The sequence below is a fragment of the Methyloversatilis universalis FAM5 genome (assembly GCF_000214035.2).
Taxonomy (GTDB): Bacteria; Pseudomonadota; Gammaproteobacteria; order Burkholderiales; family Rhodocyclaceae; genus Methyloversatilis; species Methyloversatilis universalis.
Window position 1 is genome coordinate 56955 of sequence record NZ_AFHG01000028.1, and the last position, 16889, is coordinate 73843.

Consider the following 16889-nt stretch of genomic DNA (forward strand, 5'->3'; position numbering starts at 1 on the left):
GGCGCGGGCGGCGGCGCGGCTACAATCCGCGCATGACCGCCGACGACCTCCTTCTGCTCGCGCAGGCGCTGCGCGCCCGCGCGCCCGCGCTGCCCGCCGCCGCCGGCATCGATGTGGTGGCACACACCGGCAGCACGAATTCCGATCTGCTCGAATGGCGCGACGGCCAGCCGCGCGCGCTGTTCGCGCTGGAACAGACCGCCGGTCGCGGCCGCCGCGGCCGCGAGTGGGCCGCCCGTCCGGGCGACAGCCTCACCTTTTCGCTGAGCTGGCGCTTCGCACTGCGTGCCGACCGGCTGTCCGGCCTCAGCCTCGCGGTCGGCGTCGCGCTGGCCGAGGCGCTGTCACGGCTGGGGGTGGGCGGACTGGCGCTGAAATGGCCGAACGACCTGATGCGCGACGCCGGGCACGGCGCCGGCAAGCTCGGCGGCGTGCTGATCGAACTGTCGTCCTCGGCCGCCCACACCGACGCGGTGATCGGCGTCGGCCTGAATCTGGCGCCGCCGCCGGCTGGCCGCTACACCCATGTGCCGGTCGCGCTGTTCGACACCACGCCGCCGCGCGAAGACTGGCTGCGCGTCGCCGCCACACTGCTGGATGCGCTGGCGACCGCGCTCACCCGGTTCGAGACGCAGGGCTTCGCCGCTTTTGCCGATCGCTGGAACGCGCTCAACCTGCACGCCGGCCTGCCGGTCGAGGTGCAGGGCGACCTGCACACGCTGTCCGGCACCTGCCTGGGCGTCGATCACGACGGCGCGCTGCGGCTGGACTGCGGCGACCGCATCGAACGGGTGCTGGCCGGCGACGTGTCGCTGCGCGCGGTGCAGGCGTCCTGACATGGTGCTGCTGATCGATGCCGGCAACAGCCGGCTCAAGTGGGCCTGGCTGCGCGACGGCCGTCCGGGCGACGAAGCCGGCATCGATGTGGCGGCTCTCGATGGCGCGCCGCTGGCGTCCGCCTGGCGCGGCGCCCGCGCCGTGCTCTACACCTGCGTGGCGGGTGATGCGGTCGACGCGGCGCTGCGGGCGGCGCTGCCGGCCGGCTGCACGGTGCACCGCATCCGCGCCGGCGATCAGGCGGCCGGACTGACCAATCTGTACGAACGGCCGGCCCAGCTCGGCGCCGACCGCTGGGTGGCGCTGATCGGGGCTCGCACGCTGGCGGCCGGCCCGCTGGTGGTCGCCACCGCCGGCACCGCCACCACGGTGGATGCGCTGGACGCCGCCGACCGCTTTCTCGGCGGCTACATCCTGCCCGGCCTGCACCTCATGCTGGAGTCGTTGGCCCGTAACACCGCCGACCTGCCGCACGCGCAGGGTGCGCCGTCGGACTGGCCGCGCAACACCGACGACGCCATCCTGAACGGCTGCGCCGGCGCCCAGGCCGCGCTGATCGGCCGGGTGCGCGACCGGCTGGGCTTCGGCGCCACGCTGCTGCTGAGCGGCGGTGGCGCCGATGCGCTGGCGCCGCACATCGAAGGTGAATTCCGCCGTGCCGACAATCTGGTGCTGCGCGGTCTGGCCCGGCTCGCGGCGGATGTGTTGAAATGACGGATCACTGCCGCACCGCCGCATCCGCTGCCCGCTGACTTCCCATGCGTCTCGTCTTCCTGCTCCTGCTGCTGCTCAATATCGCGCTCTGGCCGCTCACCGCCGGCCTGGTTCACTTCGGTGGCGGCCAGACCGAGCCGTTCCGCCTGACCAGCCAGATCGAACCTGAGCGCCTGCGCATCGTGCCGGAGGACGGTGCGGCAGCCACAGCGCCTGCGCGGACCACCGAAGCGGTCGCCGCTGAAGATGAACGTGATCCGCAGGCGCCGGCCTGCCGCATGCTCACCGGGCTGACCCGCGAACAGGCGGATGCGCTGGCCGCGCGTGCCCGCGACCGGCAGCCGCCGGTACAGCTGAGCGAGAGCGAACAGCCGGGCAGCTCGTCCTGGTGGGTGCACATCCCGGATCTGCAGACCCGTCCGCTCGCGGAGCGCAAGCAGGCCGAACTGAAGGCGCTCGGCGTGCGCGAAATGGCGCTGATGCCGGACGCCGACGGCCAGAAGTTCGCGATATCGCTGGGCCTGTTCAAGACCGAAGCGTCGGCGCGCGAACTGCTGTCCCGGCTGTCCGGGCAGGGCGTGCGCAGCGCCCGCATCGTCGAGCGCGAGGCGAAGGCGACGCGACTGCGCGTCGAACTGCGCGGTGCGGCGGCCGATGTCGAGGCGGTCGTGGCCGATGCGGGCGGCGTGCCGGACGGCGTGGACGCGGCGGACTGCCCGTGACCTTCGTGGTCGGCCTGACCGGCGGCATCGGCAGCGGCAAGAGCACGGTGGCCGATCTGTTCGTCGCGCGCGGCGCCCGGCTGGTCGACACCGACGCCATCGCGCACGCGCTGACCGCGGCCGGCGGCGCGGCGATGCCGGCGTTGCGCGCCGCGTTCGGCGACGACATTGCCACCGCCGACGGTGCGCTCGACCGCGCGCGCATGCGTGCCCGGGTGTTTGCTGACCCGGCCGAACGCAGCCGGCTCGAAGCCATCCTGCATCCGCTCATCCGGGCCGAATCGAGGCGGCAGGTCGACGCCGGCGATGCGCCCTACGTCGTGCTGGCGGTGCCGCTGCTGATCGAGTCCGGCGACTGGTCGCAGCGCTGCGACCGGGTGCTGGTGGTCGACTGTCCGCCCGAGGTGCAGCGCGCCCGGGTGATGGCGCGCAGCGGGCTGGCGGCGGACGAGGTGGACCGCATCATCGCCGCCCAGGCCACGCGCGCGCAGCGGCTGGCGGCGGCCGACGACGTGATCGACAACACCGGCGGCCTGCAGGCCCTGAATGAGCGGGTCGATGCGCTGCACCGGCACTACCTGGGACTGGCCTCGGCCCGCCCCGCATGAGGTGTGGGCCGTATTCACACGGCTTGCATACGCGGAATCTCCGCCCGAATCTCCGGAAACGCGTTGTGACGGGGAGGCTTTTCGGTCAAAATCGTCAGAATTTGCTTGAACTGTCATCGGACAAGCCTCTGTGATCACGTACGAATATCCTCTGAACGAGCGCATCCGCACCCTGCTGCGCCTGGAGGACCTGTTCGAGCGTACCCAGCACTTCATGCGCAGCGACGGCGCGCACGAACATCATGTCGCGCTGGTGAGTCTGTTCGAGATTCTGGAAGTAGCGTCGCGCGCCGACCTCAAGGTCGATCTGGTGCAGGAACTGGAGCGCCAGCGCCAGACGCTGATGACCTTCCGCAACAACCCGGACATTTCCGAAGAGGCGCTGTCCGGCGCGCTGTACGAAATCGAACAGGCGAGCGCCGCGCTGCTGGCCATGGCCGGCAAGATCGGCCAGTACCTGCGCGAGAACGAGTGGCTCATGAGCATCAAGAGCCGCGCCGCCATCCCTGGCGGACTGTGCGAATTCGATCTGCCGTCCTATCACTACTGGCGTCACCGCGACGCGTCGGCCCGTCAGGCCGATCTGGCCGGCTGGCTCAACCCGATGCTGCCGATACGCGATGGCCTGACCATCGTGCTGCGCCTGCTGCGCGCCAGCGGCCGGCCGGACCGGCAGATCGCCGGCAACGGCGCCTTCCAGATGATGATGGGCGGCAAGTCGGCGCAGATGCTGCGTCTGCGGGTCGAACAGAACGAACCGTTCACGCCCGAGATCAGCGCCAACAAGTACGCGCTCAACATCCGCTTCATCGCCCCCGGCGGTCACGCCCGGCCGCGCGTGGCCGACGCTGACGTCGCCTTCGAACTGACCTTCTGCAATCTGTGAGCACCCCGAAGAATCCGGAAGGGCGCATGGTCGCCTGTCCGCGCTGCGGACAGCCCGCGCTTTACGCGCCCGCCAACCCCTCGCGTCCGTTCTGCAGTCCGCGCTGCAAGCAGGTGGATTTCGGCGCCTGGGCGAACGAGGAATACCGCGTGCCCGACGCTACGCCGGAACGGCCGCAGGACGACGAAACCATCTGAAGCCGCCGGCTGCCCGCGGACGGCTACTCCAGCCTGAACACCACCGGCAGCAGCAGTTCGCGCGCGCCGCCGGCGTCCACGCGGCCGATCTGGCGCGCGGCGTCCAGCGCCGCGCGGTCCAGCAGCGGGTGACCGCTGCCGGCCAGCACCGCCGCCTCGATCACCCGCCCGCGCTCGTCGAGCAGCAGACGCAGTTTCACCTCGCCTTCCAGACCGCGGTCTACCGCCTCCTGCGGGTAGAACACATGACGGTTCAGCTGACGCTGTGCGCGTTCGCGTGCCCGCGCGCTGGCGGCGGGCGAGGGGCGGGCAGCCTGTACTGCGGCCGGGGCGGGCGGCGCGTCCACCGGCTGTTCGGCGCGGGTGTCCTTCAGCAGCGGCGAGGCCTCGGCTTCTTCCGGTGCCGGTACCGGCTGCGGCGGCTGCAGTCGGGCCTGCAGTGCCGGGCGTGCCGGGGCGGCCTGGTCGACCGGTGCGGGCCAGAACATCAGCAGGGCGTGCAGCAGGGCGGACAGCGCAAGTGCGAAAGGAAGTTTCAGGCGGGACAAACCGTAAGGCGGGGTGGGTACACTTGCGCGCATTGTGCCGCAGTCGCCGCGCCGGACGGCGCCCGCGAAGTGTCCGGTAACGATGATGCGGCATGCTGCGCCCCGCGCTGTACCCTGCTGCTCGCGTCCGGCCGTGCAGCCGGACGCCGCACTCAACCACGCTCCAGAGGATCCTGCATTTGAATTCCGCAGCACGCGCGCTGCTCGCTGTCAGCGCCGCTTTCTTCCTGAGTTCGGCCCAGGCCGAACTGCCTGACCCCGCCGGCTTCGGCCGCGCGATCGAACTGGGCGACATCCGCTCCGCCCGCCGCTGGCTGGACGAGGGCATGCCGCCCGATTTCGAGGCCGACGTGACCGGCAGCGGCCTGATGATCGCCGCCGCCGAAGGCAATATCCCGCTGATGCAGCTGTTCATCGAGCGCGGCGCCAATATCAATTACGTGAGCCGGATCGGCGAACAGGCGATCGCGCTCGCTGCCTGGAAAGGACACCAGAAGGCGGTCGAGTGGCTGATTGAACAGGGCGCGTCGCTGGACCCGCCGGACCGGACCTGGAGCGCGCTGCACTACGCGGCTTTCGCCGGCAAGCCACGCATCGTCGATCTGCTGGTCGCGCGCGGCGCGAAGATCGACGCGCGCGCGCCCAATCTGGCGACGCCACTGATGATGGCGGTGCGTGAGGGGCACGAAGGCATCGCGAAAACGCTGGTCGATGCCGGTGCCAGCACCACTGCGGTGTCCGACCGCGGCGAGAACGCACTGGCCTGGGCGCTGCGCTACAACCGGCTGAAGATGGCCACGCTGGTGGCGCCGCCGGAAAACGTGGCGGAAGCGGTCAGCGCGCCGGCGCTGCCGGCCCAGCCCGCGCCGCCACCGCCGCAGGCCTCCATCCCGGCGCCGCCGGAGGTGAGCGAACTGCTGAAGAAGCTGCGCCAGGCCGAAGCCCAGGGCAAGCCGACCGAGGCGCTGCGCCGCCAGTTCATGGCGGCGGTCGAGTCACACCGCAAGGCGTCGGCGAAGCAGACGGTGAAGGCCGCGCCGTCGGCGCTGGTCATTTCCGCGAAGCGCGGCAGCAAGGCCGGTGGCGAACGCGCCGAACTGGTGGCCGGTGGCGCCACGCCGGCCGCCCAGACCCTGGCCGCCGACGCGGGTGCGATCGACATCCTGCGCGCCCTGCAGGAGGCGCAGGCCAAGGGTCAGCCGACCGAAGAGCTGCGCCGTCGCTTCAGGGCCGCGGTGGATCGGATGCGGCCGTCAGGGCAGTGACCGCCGCGTGATGTGACAGGAACACCCGGCCGCCCAGATGGGCCAGCAGGTCGGTGCGCTCCAGCCTGTCCATCACCGGTCCCTTCACTTCCGACAGGTGCAGCAGTACGCCCATGTCGGCCAGCCGGTGCGCCACGCTTTCCAGCATTTCCAGCGCGCTGGCGTCGATGTCATTGACCGCCGAGCACAGCAGCACCACGTGACGGACCGCCGGCTGCGCGGCCACCAGCGCCAGGATGCGGTCTTCCACCTGGCGGGCGTTCATGAAGTTCAGGCCTTCGTCTACGCGCAGCCCGATCAGCGACGGGTCGGTGTCCACCGCGTGCCGTTCGACATTGCGGTAGTGCTCGGTGCCCGGCACCCGGCCGACCACCGCCATGTGTGGCCGGCTGGCGTGCCACAGCAGCGTGAGCAGCGACAGCGCCACGCCGGCACCTACGCCGCTCTCGACCCCGGCGAACAGCGTCACCGCAAGCGTGGTGACCAGCGCCGCACAGTCCGCCGGTGAGCTGCGCCAGGTGCGTCTCAGCGTGGTGGTGTCGATCAGCGAACTGACCGCGACCACGATGGTGGCGGCCAGCGTGGCCTGCGGCAGATGGCGCAGCAGCGGCGTGAGCGTGAGCGTGGCCAGCGCGATGCCGGCCGCGGTGTAGGCGCCGGCCGCCGGCGTCGCCGCGCCGGCCTCGAAATTGACCACCGAACGGGCGAAACCGCCGGTCACCGGATAGCCGCCGGTCACCGCTGCGGCCACATTGGCTGCGCCCAGCCCGACCAGTTCGCGGTCCGGCTCGATGCGCAGCCGCCGCTTGGCTGCGAAGGTCTGCGCCACCGACACCGATTCGACGAAGCCGATCACGCTGATCAGCAGCGCCGGCAGCGCCAGCCGGGCGAGCAGATCCGGGTCGGCCGACGGCAGCGTGAGCGGCGGCAGGCCGGCCGGAATCAGGCCCACGGTACGTACGCCGGCCGCTTCCAGTCCGGCCGCCCAGCTCAGCAGCGTGCTGGCGAGCACCGCCAGCACCGGCGCGGCGCGGGTCCAGATGTCGGCCGTACGCGGCGACAGTCCGGCGCGCATCAGCAGCGGACGCAGCCGTCTGCGCGCGAGCAGGAGCAGCACGGTCACGCCCAGTCCGAGCGCGGCGGTGGGACCGTGGATGTCGGTAATGTGTGCGGCCAGACTGCCCAGCAGCGCGGGCAGGGTGTCGCCGCCGCCGGCGATGCCCAGCAGGTGCTTCACCTGGCTCAGCGCGATCAGCAGCGATGAGGCGGTGACGAAGCCGGACACCACCGGATGGCTCAGGAAGCTGGCCAGGAATCCGAGGCGCAGCGCGCCCATCAGTACCAGCATCAAACCGGACAGGAAAGCCAGCGTCAGCGCCGCCTGCAGCCGCAGCGCCGGGTCGACCAGGCCCAGGCTGCCGACCGCCGCCGCGGTCATCAGCGACACGATGGCCACCGGACCGACCGACAGCGCATGGCTGCTGCCGAACAGCGCATAGGCGCACAGCGGCGCGATGCTCGCGTAAAGCCCGACCTGGGGCGGCAGCCCGGCGAGCTGGGCGTAGGCCAGGCTCTGCGGAATCAGCATCAGCGTGACGATGGCGGCCGCCAGCAGGTCGGCCGACAGCGCGTTGCGGTCGTAGCGCGGGGCCCAGGCCAGCAGCGGCAGCCAGCGGGCGAGGCGTGAGGTGGAGCCGGTCAGCATCGGGTCAGAATCGGTGTCGTTCAGAGGGCATCGAGCGGAATCTTGAGGTAGCGCACGCCATTGTCTTCGGCTGGCGGCAGATGGCCGGCGCGCATATTGACCTGAACCGACGGCAGCATGAGCACCGGCGTGTCCAGCGTGGCGTCGCGCGCGGTGCGCATGGCGACGAAATCCTCTTCCGATACGCCTTCGTGCACATGGATGTTGTGCGCACGCTGGTCGCCCACCGTGGTTTCCCAGCACGGCTCGCGGCCGCCGGGCGAATAGTCGTGGCACAGCAGCAGACGGGTATCCGGCGGCAGCGCGAGCAGGCGCTGCACCGAGCGGTACAGCGTGCGCGCGTCGCCACCCGGGAAGTCGCAGCGGGCGCTGCCGTAGTCCGGCATGAACAGCGTGTCACCGACGAACACCGCGTCGCCGATGCGGTAGCTCATGCAGGCCGGCGTGTGGCCGGGCGTGTGCAGTGCCTCGGCCTGCAGGCTGCCGATGGTGAAGCGCTCGCCGTCGCGGAACAGGTGGTCGAACTGGCTGCCGTCGCGCGCGAAATCGCTGCCGGCATTGAACAGCCGGCCGAATACCGCCTGCACGGCGGCGATGTGCTCGCCTATGCCCAGCCGGCCACCGAACTGCTGCTGCAGCCAGGGCGCGGCCGACAGGTGGTCGGCATGGACGTGGGTTTCCAGTATCCACTCGACCCGGGCATCGAGCGCGCGGATGCGCGCCGCGATGCGCTCGGCCGAGGCGGTCGATGTGCGGCCGGATTTCGGATCGAAATCCAGCACGCTGTCGATCACCGCGCAGGCGCGGCTGTCCGGGTCCAGTACCAGATGGCTCACCGTGCTGGTGGCCGGGTCGAAGAAGGATTCGATGTGCGGGGCGTTGGGGGTCATGTTCGATGTCCGGGTGAGGCCGGTCCGGATCAAGATCGGAAGCTCAGGACCGTTATAGTGAGCCGAGAGCGCCCGGTCTTCGGTAACCTGCGTCACCGAAGGCACCTTGCGGTGCGCCATGGCCCTGATCCTGCCCGAGAAGCGCGCTGCCGGCCCGGCCGGCAGCCGATATACGACACGATGTCCGTTCCGCCTTCACTCGAAGAAGACCTTGTCCGCCTGCGCAGACGCTTTGCCGCCCTGCTGCTCGGCTGGCTGCTGATCTGTGCGCTGGTCACCGGCGGGTCGCTGCACGTCGCGCACAACGACTATCTCGAGGACATGCGTGCGCGCACCGCGCTGCGCCTGGGCAGCCTCAACGAAACCCTGAGCACCACCTTCCGTCAGCTGGCGGCGCTGCCGGTGGCGCTGGCCCGTCAGGTCACGCTGCAGGACTACCTGATGCACCGCGCCGGCGATCCGGACGTACAGCGCACACCGCCCGGCGAGGCGCGCAAGGCGCAGATGCTCACCCGTCGCGAAGTGCTGGGCATGAGCAGTCTGCTCAATGCGATGGCGCACGATTTCAGCGTGTCCCTCATCTTCCTGCTGGACGAGAACGGCATCGCGATCGCCGACAGCAGCTTCCATCTGGACAGCGCCGTGCTCGGCACCGACTTTTCTGACCGCGCCTATGTCCGGCAGGCGGTGGAGACCGGCGCTGCGCAGCAGTACCTGATGGGGCGGGTGAGCAACCGGCCCGGCTTCTTCTTCGCCGGCCGGGTCGACGTGACCGGCCGCCTGCCGGGCGTGATCACCATCAAGCAGGAAGCCGAATCGATGAAGCATCTGTTCGGCGGCTATGACCAGGTTGCGCTGGTGACCGACAGCAATGGCGTGGTGGTGCTGGGATCACCGGCCGGGGTCGTGCTCAGGCGCTTCACCCCGGCCATCGGCGCACCGGTCAGCGACGACACGCTGCGCGAAACCTACAAGGCGGTGCCGCCCGTCCTGACCTGGCAGGGCAGCGAAGAGGCGCTTGCCGACGGCAGCGTGCTGCACTTCCAGGTGATCGACGGTCTGCGCCACATGGTGATCGGACGGCCGATGGATGGCGCGCCCTACACGGTGTGGGTGCTGCTGCCGCTGCGTGACGAAACCGCCCTCTGGCAGCGTCACGTGAGCGGTGGCGTGGTGTTCGCACTGCTCGGCATCGCGCTGCTGGCGCTGTGGCAGCGGCGTGAACGCCAGGGGCTGGACATCCGGCGCGCCCGCGGAGAACTGCTGGATCTGGCCAACGCCTTGCCGCTGACCGTGTTCCGCTATCACCAGCCGCTGGGCCGGGCCGGCCGCTTCGCCTTCATTGCGCACGGCGCCGAGCAGTTGTTCGGCCGTTCGGTGGCGGAACTGGAGCGCGCGCCTTCGCTCGCCTGGCGGGCGTCCGGACTGGCCGAGGACAAGCCGCCGGTCGGCTTCCGTGAAGTGCGCATCGACACCCCGGGCGGCCCGCGCTGGTTCCGGCTGGACAGTGCGCCGATGCCGGACGGCGCGGGCGGCACGCTGTACAACGGCTACTGGCTGGACATCACCGAACGCAAGCTGAACGACGCCAAGTTCCGCGCGCTGTTCGAGCATTCCTTCGACAGTTATCTGTTCGTCAGCGGCGATGCCGGCATCGAAAGCTGCAATCCGGCCACGCTGCAGCTGTTCGGCGCGGTGTCGGAACAGGCGCTGCACTCTTGTCGCCCGTGGCTGGCGCCGATGTCGCCGCCGCAGCAGCCGGGTGGCGAGGACAGCGAGGCGGCCGCGCAGCGGCTGCTGGCACGGGCGCGCGAGGAGGGCCGGGCGCAGATGCGCGAATGGCAGTTCCTGCACGCCGACGGCCATCCTTTCACCGCCGAGCTGGCGGTGATCCCGATCACCCAGGACGGACGCCAGCTCTACTGTCTGCTGGTGCATGACGTGACGGTGCGCAAGGAGGCGGAGGCGGCGCTGGCGCGGGCGCGCGATGCGGCCGAGGCGGCGGCGCAGCTGAAATCCAGCTTCCTCGCCAACATGTCGCACGAAATCCGCACGCCGATGAACGCCATTCTCGGCATGACCCATCTGGCCCTGCGCGATGAAATGACGCCGCGCCAGCGCAACTATGTCGAGAAGGCGCACCGCGCCGCGCGCGGCCTGCTGGCCATCCTGAACGACATCCTCGACCTGTCGAAGATCGAATCCGGCCGGCTGGAGATCGAACGCATCGACTTCAGGCTGGATGCGGTGATCGATCACCTGGTTGATGTGATCGGCGTGAAGGCTGAGGAAAAGAACCTCGAACTGCTGTTCAGCGCCGAAGCCGGCATTCCGACCGCGCTGGTCGGCGATCCGGTGCGGCTGGGCCAGGTGCTGATCAATCTGGCCAGCAACGCGATCAAGTTCACCGAGCGGGGCGACGTGACCATCGCGGTGGCGCTGCAGTCCAGAGACGACAGCACGGTCGAACTGCACTTCACGGTCAGCGATTCCGGCATCGGCATGGACGAGGCGCAGATCGCCCGTCTGTTCCAGCCCTTTACCCAGGCCGACAGCTCGATCACCCGGCGTTACGGCGGCACCGGTCTGGGCCTCACCATCTGCCGCCAGCTGGTGGACCTGATGGGCGGGCGCATCTGGGTGGACAGCGCGCCCGGCCGCGGTTCGGTCTTCCATTTCACTGCGCGTTTCGGCCTGCAGCAGAGCGCCGCCCCGTCATGGCCTGCGCTGGCCGGCGAAGCGAGCGGCACCCGGGTGCTGGTGGTGGATGACCATGCCGGTGCGCGCGAGGTACTGGCCACGCTGTGCCGCGGCATGGGGCTGGACACCGACGTCGCCGGCAGTGCCGACGAGGCGCTGGAAAGGCTGGAGCACGACGGCGCGCGCTACGGCCTGCTGCTGATCGACTGGAAGATGCCCGGCATGGACGGCGTGCAGCTGGCGGAGGAAATACGCCGCCGCTGGCCGCGCCGCGGCGTGCGTCTCATCCTGGTCACCGCGCTGGGGCGAGACGATGTCGCCACCCAGTCGGCCGGCCGGCAGTTCGAGGCGGTGCTGCACAAGCCGGTCACGCCGTCCTCGCTGCTGGATGCCGTGTCCCAGGCTTACGGCCGGCGTCAGGACAGCGCCCGCCATCCGGGTGCCGACAACGGTGCGGAGGCCGCCGCCGGGCTGGCCGGCGCCCGGGTGCTGCTGGTCGAGGACAACGAGCTGAACCAGGAACTGGCGGTGGATCTGCTGGAACGCGCCGGCATCGAGGTGAAGGTGGCCGGTGACGGGCGGCAGGCGCTGGACATGCTGGCCGGCGACAGCCGCTTCGATGCGGTGCTGATGGACTGCCAGATGCCGGTCATGGACGGCTATACCGCCACCCGCGAACTGCGCGCGCTGCCCGGACTGGAGGCGCTGCCGGTGATCGCGATGACCGCCAGCGTGCTGGAAACCGACCGCGAGCGCATGCGCGCCTGCGGCATGAACGACTGCATCCCGAAGCCGCTGGACGTGCCGCAGATGTTCGCCACGCTGGCCCGCTGGCTGCAGCCGCGCGGCAGTGCGGCGCCGCTGCCCGCGGCCGCACCGGCCGGCGACGCGGAGGTGCCGCCGCTGCCCGGGCTGGATACCGCCGCCGGCCTGTCGCACTGCATGGGCAAGACACCGCTCTACCGGCGGGTACTGCGCGGTTTCGTGCGCAGCCAGCGCGACTTCGTCGAGCAGTTCGATCTGGCGCGGGCGATGGACGACGCCGCGATGCAGGGCCGGCTGGTGCATACGCTGCGCGGTCTGGCCGGCACCATAGGCGCGGACGCGCTGCACCGCATGGCTTCCAGGCTGGAAGATCGGGTCAGTGCCGCCGCACCGGCGGCAGAGGTGGCCGATGCGCTGGGCGCGACCGGGCGCGAACTGAACGCGCTGCTCGACGCCCTGCAGGCGCACGCCTGGCTGGCCGACCCGGCCGGTGAAGAGCGCGACCCGCCTGACCGGGCATCCCTGGTCGAGCCGCTGTCGCTGCTGCAGAGCCTGATCGCGGACAGCGACGCCGAAGCGCGACCGCTGGCTGCGGACCTGATGCGCACGCTGTCGGGCACCCCGCTGGAATCGCTGGCCACCTCGCTGCACGAGGCGCTCAAGCGCTACGACTTCGAACGCGCCGCCAGCTGGCTGGAAGCGCTGCGCGAGCGCGCCGGCACGCCGCGCTGAGCCGCCCTCAGTCGTCCGCGCCGGTCGCCGCCTCTGCAGCAGGCCCGGACGACGGGCGGGCGGCCTCCGGCGGCATATCGACATCGGTCATCGGGCCGTGGGTATCGGCATAGGTGTCGTGGATGCGCAGCATGTCCGGCAATGCGCGGCGGAAAGCCTCGACCAGCCGTGGATCGAAGTGCGTACCGGTGCTGCGCGCCATCACCTGCAGCGTGTCCTTCACCGCCATCGCGTCCTTGTACGGACGCTTGTTCATCAGCGCGTCGAACACGTCGGCGATGGCCACGATGCGGCCGAACAGCGGAATGGCCTCGCCGATCAGCCCGTGCGGATAGCCGCTGCCATCGAAACGTTCGTGGTGGGTGAGCGCGATGGTGCGTGCGGTGTCCAGCAGCTCGTCATCGTGCCGGCCGATGATTTCGGCGCCGATTTCCGGGTGCCGGCGCATGACGGCCCATTCCGCGGTGCTGAGCGGCCCCGGTTTCAGCAGCACCGCGTCCGGAATGCCGATCTTGCCGATGTCGTGCATGGACGCGGTGTTGAACAGCAGTTCTGCGGCCGCCTGTTCCAGCCCGCTGGCCTCGCCGATCAGCCGCGCGTAGTAGCTCATGCGGATCACGTGGTTGCCGGTTTCGTTGTCGCGGAACTCGGCGGCGCGACCCAGCCGGCGGATGATCTGCTGGCGCGATGCGAGCAGCTCCGCGGTGCGTTCGCGTACCCGCTCTTCCAGCGCACGGGTCTGGTCGTAGAGCGCCAGATGCGTGCGCACCCGGGCGCACACGATGGGCGGGCTGATCGGCTTGGTGATGTAGTCCACCGCGCCGACTTCCAGCCCGAGGCGCTCGTCCTCGATCGAAGTCATGGCGGTGACGAAGATGACCGGAATGCCGCGGCGGTCCGGGTTGGCCTTGATGCGGCGGCACACGTCGTAGCCATTCATGCCCGGCATCATGACGTCGAGCAGGATGAGATCCGGCGGGTCGTCCGAATTGATGATGGCCAGCGCCTTCTCGCCATTGGTGGCCACCTTGACCCGGTAGTCCTGCCGCAGCAGACCGCTGAGCAGATCGATGTTCTCCGGCGTGTCGTCGGCCACCAGCACCGTCTGCCTCGGGGGCCGCGGCGCGGCGGGTTCCGCTTGATTCAGCACGGGGTCTCCTGTGGGTAAGGACCGGGGCGTGCAGCGCCTCACCCGGTGCGGGATGTTTTACCACGACGTGGACGCCGCTGTGCAGCAAGCGTTCCGCATACGGCTGCGCGCACCGTCCCCGAAGTTTTCAACGGACGAAAAAAAACGGCGGACAAGCCGCCGTTTCTTTCATACGCGCCGACTCATCGGTTGGCAACGTACATGGTGATTTCGAAGCCGAAACGCAGGTCGGTGGCCTTCGGGGTTTCCCAGCTCATATCTCTCTCCTGAATGTTGTGTTTCTGACAGGGCAGCGCGACTGCGCTGCCTGGATGAAAGTATGGGAAGGGTGACCGCTGCCGGCTTCGTGCCACTGCTGAAAAGCGGGTCATGAAAATCATGACCCGGCGCCGCTTACTCCTTCGGCGCGGTCTTGGGCTGGATGATGGCGCGCACCCGCTTTGACTGGTCGCCGGCCGACGGCACCGATTTCGCGTCGGAGGAATTGGTCACCGTGTAGTTCTCGGTCAGCGAGTTGTATTCGATGTACTGGCCGCGCACCTCGTCGCCACCGCTCTTCACGTGCGAACGCACGAAGAAGCGGGTGATTTCGGTCTTGGCGTCGTGCTCGATGCGTTCGGCCTCGCCTTCCATCCACTCGTTGATGCCCTCGCGCTTCTGGCGGAAGCGTGCCAGGCCGCCTTCGCCGCCGGTGGCCACGCCCTTCTGGTAGCCGGTCGCGTCCTGGGTCACCACCACCTTGTTCGCCTTGATCGTGAGCGTGCCCTGGGTGAACACCACATTGCCCTCGAACACGTGGGTGCGCGTGCGGTCATCGACCGTCACCTTGTCGGCTTCGAGGTTGACCGGTTTTTCGCGGTCGGCGCGCTCGGCCAGCGCCGGCAGCGGGAGGGCGGCAGCGGCCAGAAGGTGCAGGGCGCAGAGGCCCTTCAGTGCGGTGCGCGGGGTCATGGGCGGCGGCTTCTTTCGATGGTGGCTTTGACGCGCGATTCGAGCACGTAGGTCTGTTTGACGCGGTCGGCGAACAGGCCGACGCCGTTCGCCACCGATTTTCCATGGGTCATCTTCACCGGCTGGTCGGTCTTCGCGATCTCGTCATCCGGGTAGACATAGAGCAGCGTGGTGTCCAGCGTCATTTCCGGGTTGGACGGGCCGGCTTCGCGCCGCACCCGCACATTGTCGCGCAGGATGGCTTCCTTGCCGTCCTTGGTCAGCAGCGCGCGGTCGGCCGTGATCCGGGTCGGTGACACCTTGCCGCGATACACCAGGCTGGGGGCGTCCAGCTCGGTGCTGTCGTCGTCCGGAAAGTGACGCAGCTGCGTGCCGTTCAGCGTGTGCTGCACTTCGCCCTTCTCGTCGAAGCGGCGCAGCGTGAAGTTGTCGACGATCACGTCCGGGTCGTGCCTGAGCTTGCCGGACGACGGCCTGTCTTCCACGCGCGTGGCGCGCTCCAGCCATACGGTCAGGCCGGCCAGCAGGATGAGGATGAGCAGCGGCAGCGCCTGCTGCACATGACGCTGAAGGTTCAACGCAGGCAGTCCTGCAGCAGGTCGTCGAGCGCGCCGCGGGCGTCGAGCAGGTACTCGCACACCTCGCGCACCGCGCCGCGGCCACCGTCGGCTTCGGCCACCCAGGCGACATGCTGGCGCACGAAGAAGTGGCCGTTGGCGGGCGCGGCCGAGAAGCCGCAGGCGCGCAGCACCTGCAGGTCGACGATGTCGTCGCCCATGTAGCCGCATTCGTCCATGTCCAGCCCGCGGGCTGCGGCCAGTTCGCGCATCGCCTCGCGCTTGTTCTCGACGCCGAGCAGCGCGGTGGTGATGCCGAGGTTGGCGGCACGGTGGCGCACCGCCGGCGACGAGCGGCCGGAAATGATGACCACCTCGACACCGGCGCCGGCCAGCATCTTCAGGCCGTGGCCGTCCAGCGTATTGAAGCCCTTGAGCGAATCGCCCTCGGGCCCGAACCAGATGGTGCCGTCAGTCATCACGCCGTCGACGTCGAATCCCATCAGGCGCACCCTGCGGGCGGCCTCCAGTACCGTGCTTTCGCTCATATCACCTTGGCCTGCATCAGGTCGTGCATGGTCAGCGCGCCGGCCAGCGCGCCGTGTTCGTCGGTCACCAGCAGCTGGCTGACGCGCTGGGTTTCCATCAGGTCGGCCGCCTCGGCGGCCAGCCTGTGGGCCGGTATCGATTTCGGATGGCGGCTCATCACGTCGGCCACCGGCACCGCGCGCACGTCGCCCAGCCGGTCGATCGCGCGGCGCAGGTCACCGTCGGTGAACACGCCGGCCACCGCGCCGTTCGCGTCGAGCACCACGGTCATGCCCATGCCGCCACGGGTGACCTGCAGCAGCGCCTCGGTCACGGTGGAGGCGGCGGTCACGGCAGGTACCGCCTCGCGCGGCCGCATCACGTCGCGCACATGGGTGAGCAGGCGGCGGCCGAGCGCGCCGCCCGGGTGGCTGCGGGCGAAGTCGTCTTCGCGGAAGCCGCGCGCCTCCAGCAGCGCCACGGCCAGCGCGTCGCCCAGCGCGAGCGCGCAGGTGGTGCTGGCGGTCGGCGCGAGATTGAGCGAACAGGCCTCGAACTCGACACCGGCGTCCAGATGCACGTCGGCCAGCGTGGCCAGCGTGGAGGCCGGCTTGCCGGTCATCGCGATGGTGCTGCCACCCTGGCGGCGCACCAGCGGGACCACCGCCAGCAGCTCGGCGGTTTCACCCGAATTCGACAGCGCGATCACCACGTCGTCGCGGTGGATCATGCCGAGGTCGCCGTGCAGCGCTTCGGCCGCATGGACGAAATAGGCCGGCGTGCCGGTGCTGGCCATGGTGGCCGCGATCTTGCGCGCGATGTGGCCGGACTTGCCCAGCCCGGTCACCACGACCCGGCCGGGACTGTCCAGAATGAGGCGCACCGCGCGGGCGAATTCCTCGCCCAGCCGCGCCGACAGCGTGTCGAGTGCGCGCGCCTCGATATCGAGCACGCGGCGGGCGCTGGCAAGCAGGGTGGGGCTGTCGGTCGGGGCGGCGTGTGTCATGCGCGGGGCGGGGAGGTCGGGATGAAAGGCAGCGTGCGCGCTGGCGGGAATGGTCGGGCGCCGTCAGTCGCCCGTACTACGGGCGCAGGGGCGATCGGTTATGATCGGCCCGGATTATAACAACCTGC

Annotated in this window: 17 protein-coding genes; 8 read left to right on the top strand and 9 right to left on the bottom strand. The window is 69.9% G+C overall.

Annotated elements, in window-relative coordinates; translation table 11 throughout:
• Positions 1–32: 32 nt before the first annotated feature.
• The 6 genes from METUNV1_RS00410 to METUNV1_RS00435 all read left to right on the top strand — a co-directional run bounded on the left by METUNV1_RS00410 (position 33) and on the right by METUNV1_RS00435 (position 3964).
• Positions 33–836 (top strand): biotin--[acetyl-CoA-carboxylase] ligase, encoded by an 804-nt coding sequence (locus METUNV1_RS00410; RefSeq protein WP_008057715.1) that lies wholly within the window; start codon positions 33–35, stop codon positions 834–836.
• 1 nt (position 837) lies between these two features.
• The gene (locus tag METUNV1_RS00415; RefSeq protein WP_008057716.1) at positions 838–1551 is read left to right on the top strand and encodes a type III pantothenate kinase; all 714 of its coding nucleotides are present in this window, start codon (positions 838–840) and stop codon (positions 1549–1551) included.
• A gap of 44 nt (positions 1552–1595) precedes the next feature.
• Positions 1596–2273 (top strand): SPOR domain-containing protein, encoded by a 678-nt coding sequence (locus METUNV1_RS00420; RefSeq protein ID WP_008057718.1) that lies wholly within the window; start codon positions 1596–1598, stop codon positions 2271–2273.
• On the top strand, positions 2270–2881 hold the full coding sequence (gene coaE / locus METUNV1_RS00425; protein WP_008057720.1) for a dephospho-CoA kinase: 612 nt from the start codon (positions 2270–2272) through the stop codon (positions 2879–2881). Before METUNV1_RS00420 ends, coaE begins: the two co-directional genes overlap by 4 nt.
• 130 nt (positions 2882–3011) lie before the next feature.
• Positions 3012–3767 carry a cell division protein ZapD gene (gene zapD, locus METUNV1_RS00430; RefSeq protein ID WP_008057722.1) on the top strand — a complete coding sequence of 252 codons (756 nt, stop codon included), beginning with the start codon at positions 3012–3014 and terminating at the stop codon, positions 3765–3767.
• A 26-nt stretch (positions 3768–3793) separates the two neighbouring features.
• On the top strand, positions 3794–3964 hold the full coding sequence (locus METUNV1_RS00435; protein ID WP_008057723.1) for a DNA gyrase inhibitor YacG: 171 nt from the start codon (positions 3794–3796) through the stop codon (positions 3962–3964).
• A 23-nt stretch (positions 3965–3987) separates the two neighbouring features.
• Here METUNV1_RS00435 and METUNV1_RS00440 read toward each other — a convergent pair whose 3' ends face one another.
• Positions 3988–4512 (bottom strand): energy transducer TonB, encoded by a 525-nt coding sequence (locus METUNV1_RS00440; protein WP_008057725.1) that lies wholly within the window; start codon positions 4510–4512, stop codon positions 3988–3990.
• Positions 4513–4691: 179 nt separating this feature from the next.
• On the opposite strand from METUNV1_RS00440, the gene METUNV1_RS00445 reads away from it, so the two are divergent.
• Positions 4692–5777: an ankyrin repeat domain-containing protein gene (locus tag METUNV1_RS00445; RefSeq protein ID WP_008057727.1), complete on the top strand. Its 1086-nt coding sequence runs from the start codon at positions 4692–4694 to the stop codon at positions 5775–5777.
• Here METUNV1_RS00445 and METUNV1_RS00450 read toward each other — a convergent pair.
• Positions 5737–7482: a SulP family inorganic anion transporter gene (locus METUNV1_RS00450; protein ID WP_008057729.1), complete on the bottom strand. Its 1746-nt coding sequence runs from the start codon at positions 7480–7482 to the stop codon at positions 5737–5739. The genes METUNV1_RS00445 and METUNV1_RS00450 overlap by 41 nt on opposite strands.
• Positions 7483–7502: 20 nt before the next feature.
• On the bottom strand, positions 7503–8372 hold the full coding sequence (locus tag METUNV1_RS00455; RefSeq protein ID WP_008057731.1) for an MBL fold metallo-hydrolase: 870 nt from the start codon (positions 8370–8372) through the stop codon (positions 7503–7505).
• Positions 8373–8552: 180 nt separating this feature from the next.
• On the opposite strand from METUNV1_RS00455, the gene METUNV1_RS00460 reads away from it, so the two are divergent.
• On the top strand, positions 8553–12569 hold the full coding sequence (locus METUNV1_RS00460) for a response regulator (protein WP_008057732.1): 4017 nt from the start codon (positions 8553–8555) through the stop codon (positions 12567–12569).
• A 7-nt stretch (positions 12570–12576) separates the two neighbouring features.
• Here METUNV1_RS00460 and METUNV1_RS00465 read toward each other — a convergent pair whose 3' ends face one another.
• From METUNV1_RS00465 to METUNV1_RS00490, 6 genes are all read right to left on the bottom strand, one after another.
• Complete coding sequence (locus METUNV1_RS00465; RefSeq protein WP_008057733.1) at positions 12577–13719, bottom strand: response regulator; 1143 nt, start codon at positions 13717–13719, stop codon at positions 12577–12579.
• A gap of 182 nt (positions 13720–13901) precedes the next feature.
• Positions 13902–13976 (bottom strand): pyrroloquinoline quinone precursor peptide PqqA, encoded by a 75-nt coding sequence (pqqA, locus tag METUNV1_RS00470; protein ID WP_008060142.1) that lies wholly within the window; start codon positions 13974–13976, stop codon positions 13902–13904.
• A 136-nt stretch (positions 13977–14112) separates the two neighbouring features.
• A complete protein-coding gene (gene lptA, locus METUNV1_RS00475) occupies positions 14113–14670 on the bottom strand; it encodes a lipopolysaccharide transport periplasmic protein LptA (protein WP_008057735.1) in 558 nt (185 codons plus the stop codon).
• A complete protein-coding gene (gene lptC, locus METUNV1_RS00480; RefSeq protein ID WP_008057737.1) occupies positions 14667–15248 on the bottom strand; it encodes an LPS export ABC transporter periplasmic protein LptC in 582 nt (193 codons plus the stop codon). Before lptC ends, lptA begins: the two co-directional genes overlap by 4 nt.
• Positions 15245–15775 (bottom strand): KdsC family phosphatase, encoded by a 531-nt coding sequence (locus METUNV1_RS00485; RefSeq protein ID WP_008057739.1) that lies wholly within the window; start codon positions 15773–15775, stop codon positions 15245–15247. The genes lptC and METUNV1_RS00485 overlap by 4 nt, the downstream gene beginning before the upstream one ends.
• Positions 15772–16761: a KpsF/GutQ family sugar-phosphate isomerase gene (locus tag METUNV1_RS00490; RefSeq protein ID WP_008057740.1), complete on the bottom strand. Its 990-nt coding sequence runs from the start codon at positions 16759–16761 to the stop codon at positions 15772–15774. Before METUNV1_RS00490 ends, METUNV1_RS00485 begins: the two co-directional genes overlap by 4 nt.
• Positions 16762–16889: the final 128 nt, after the last annotated feature.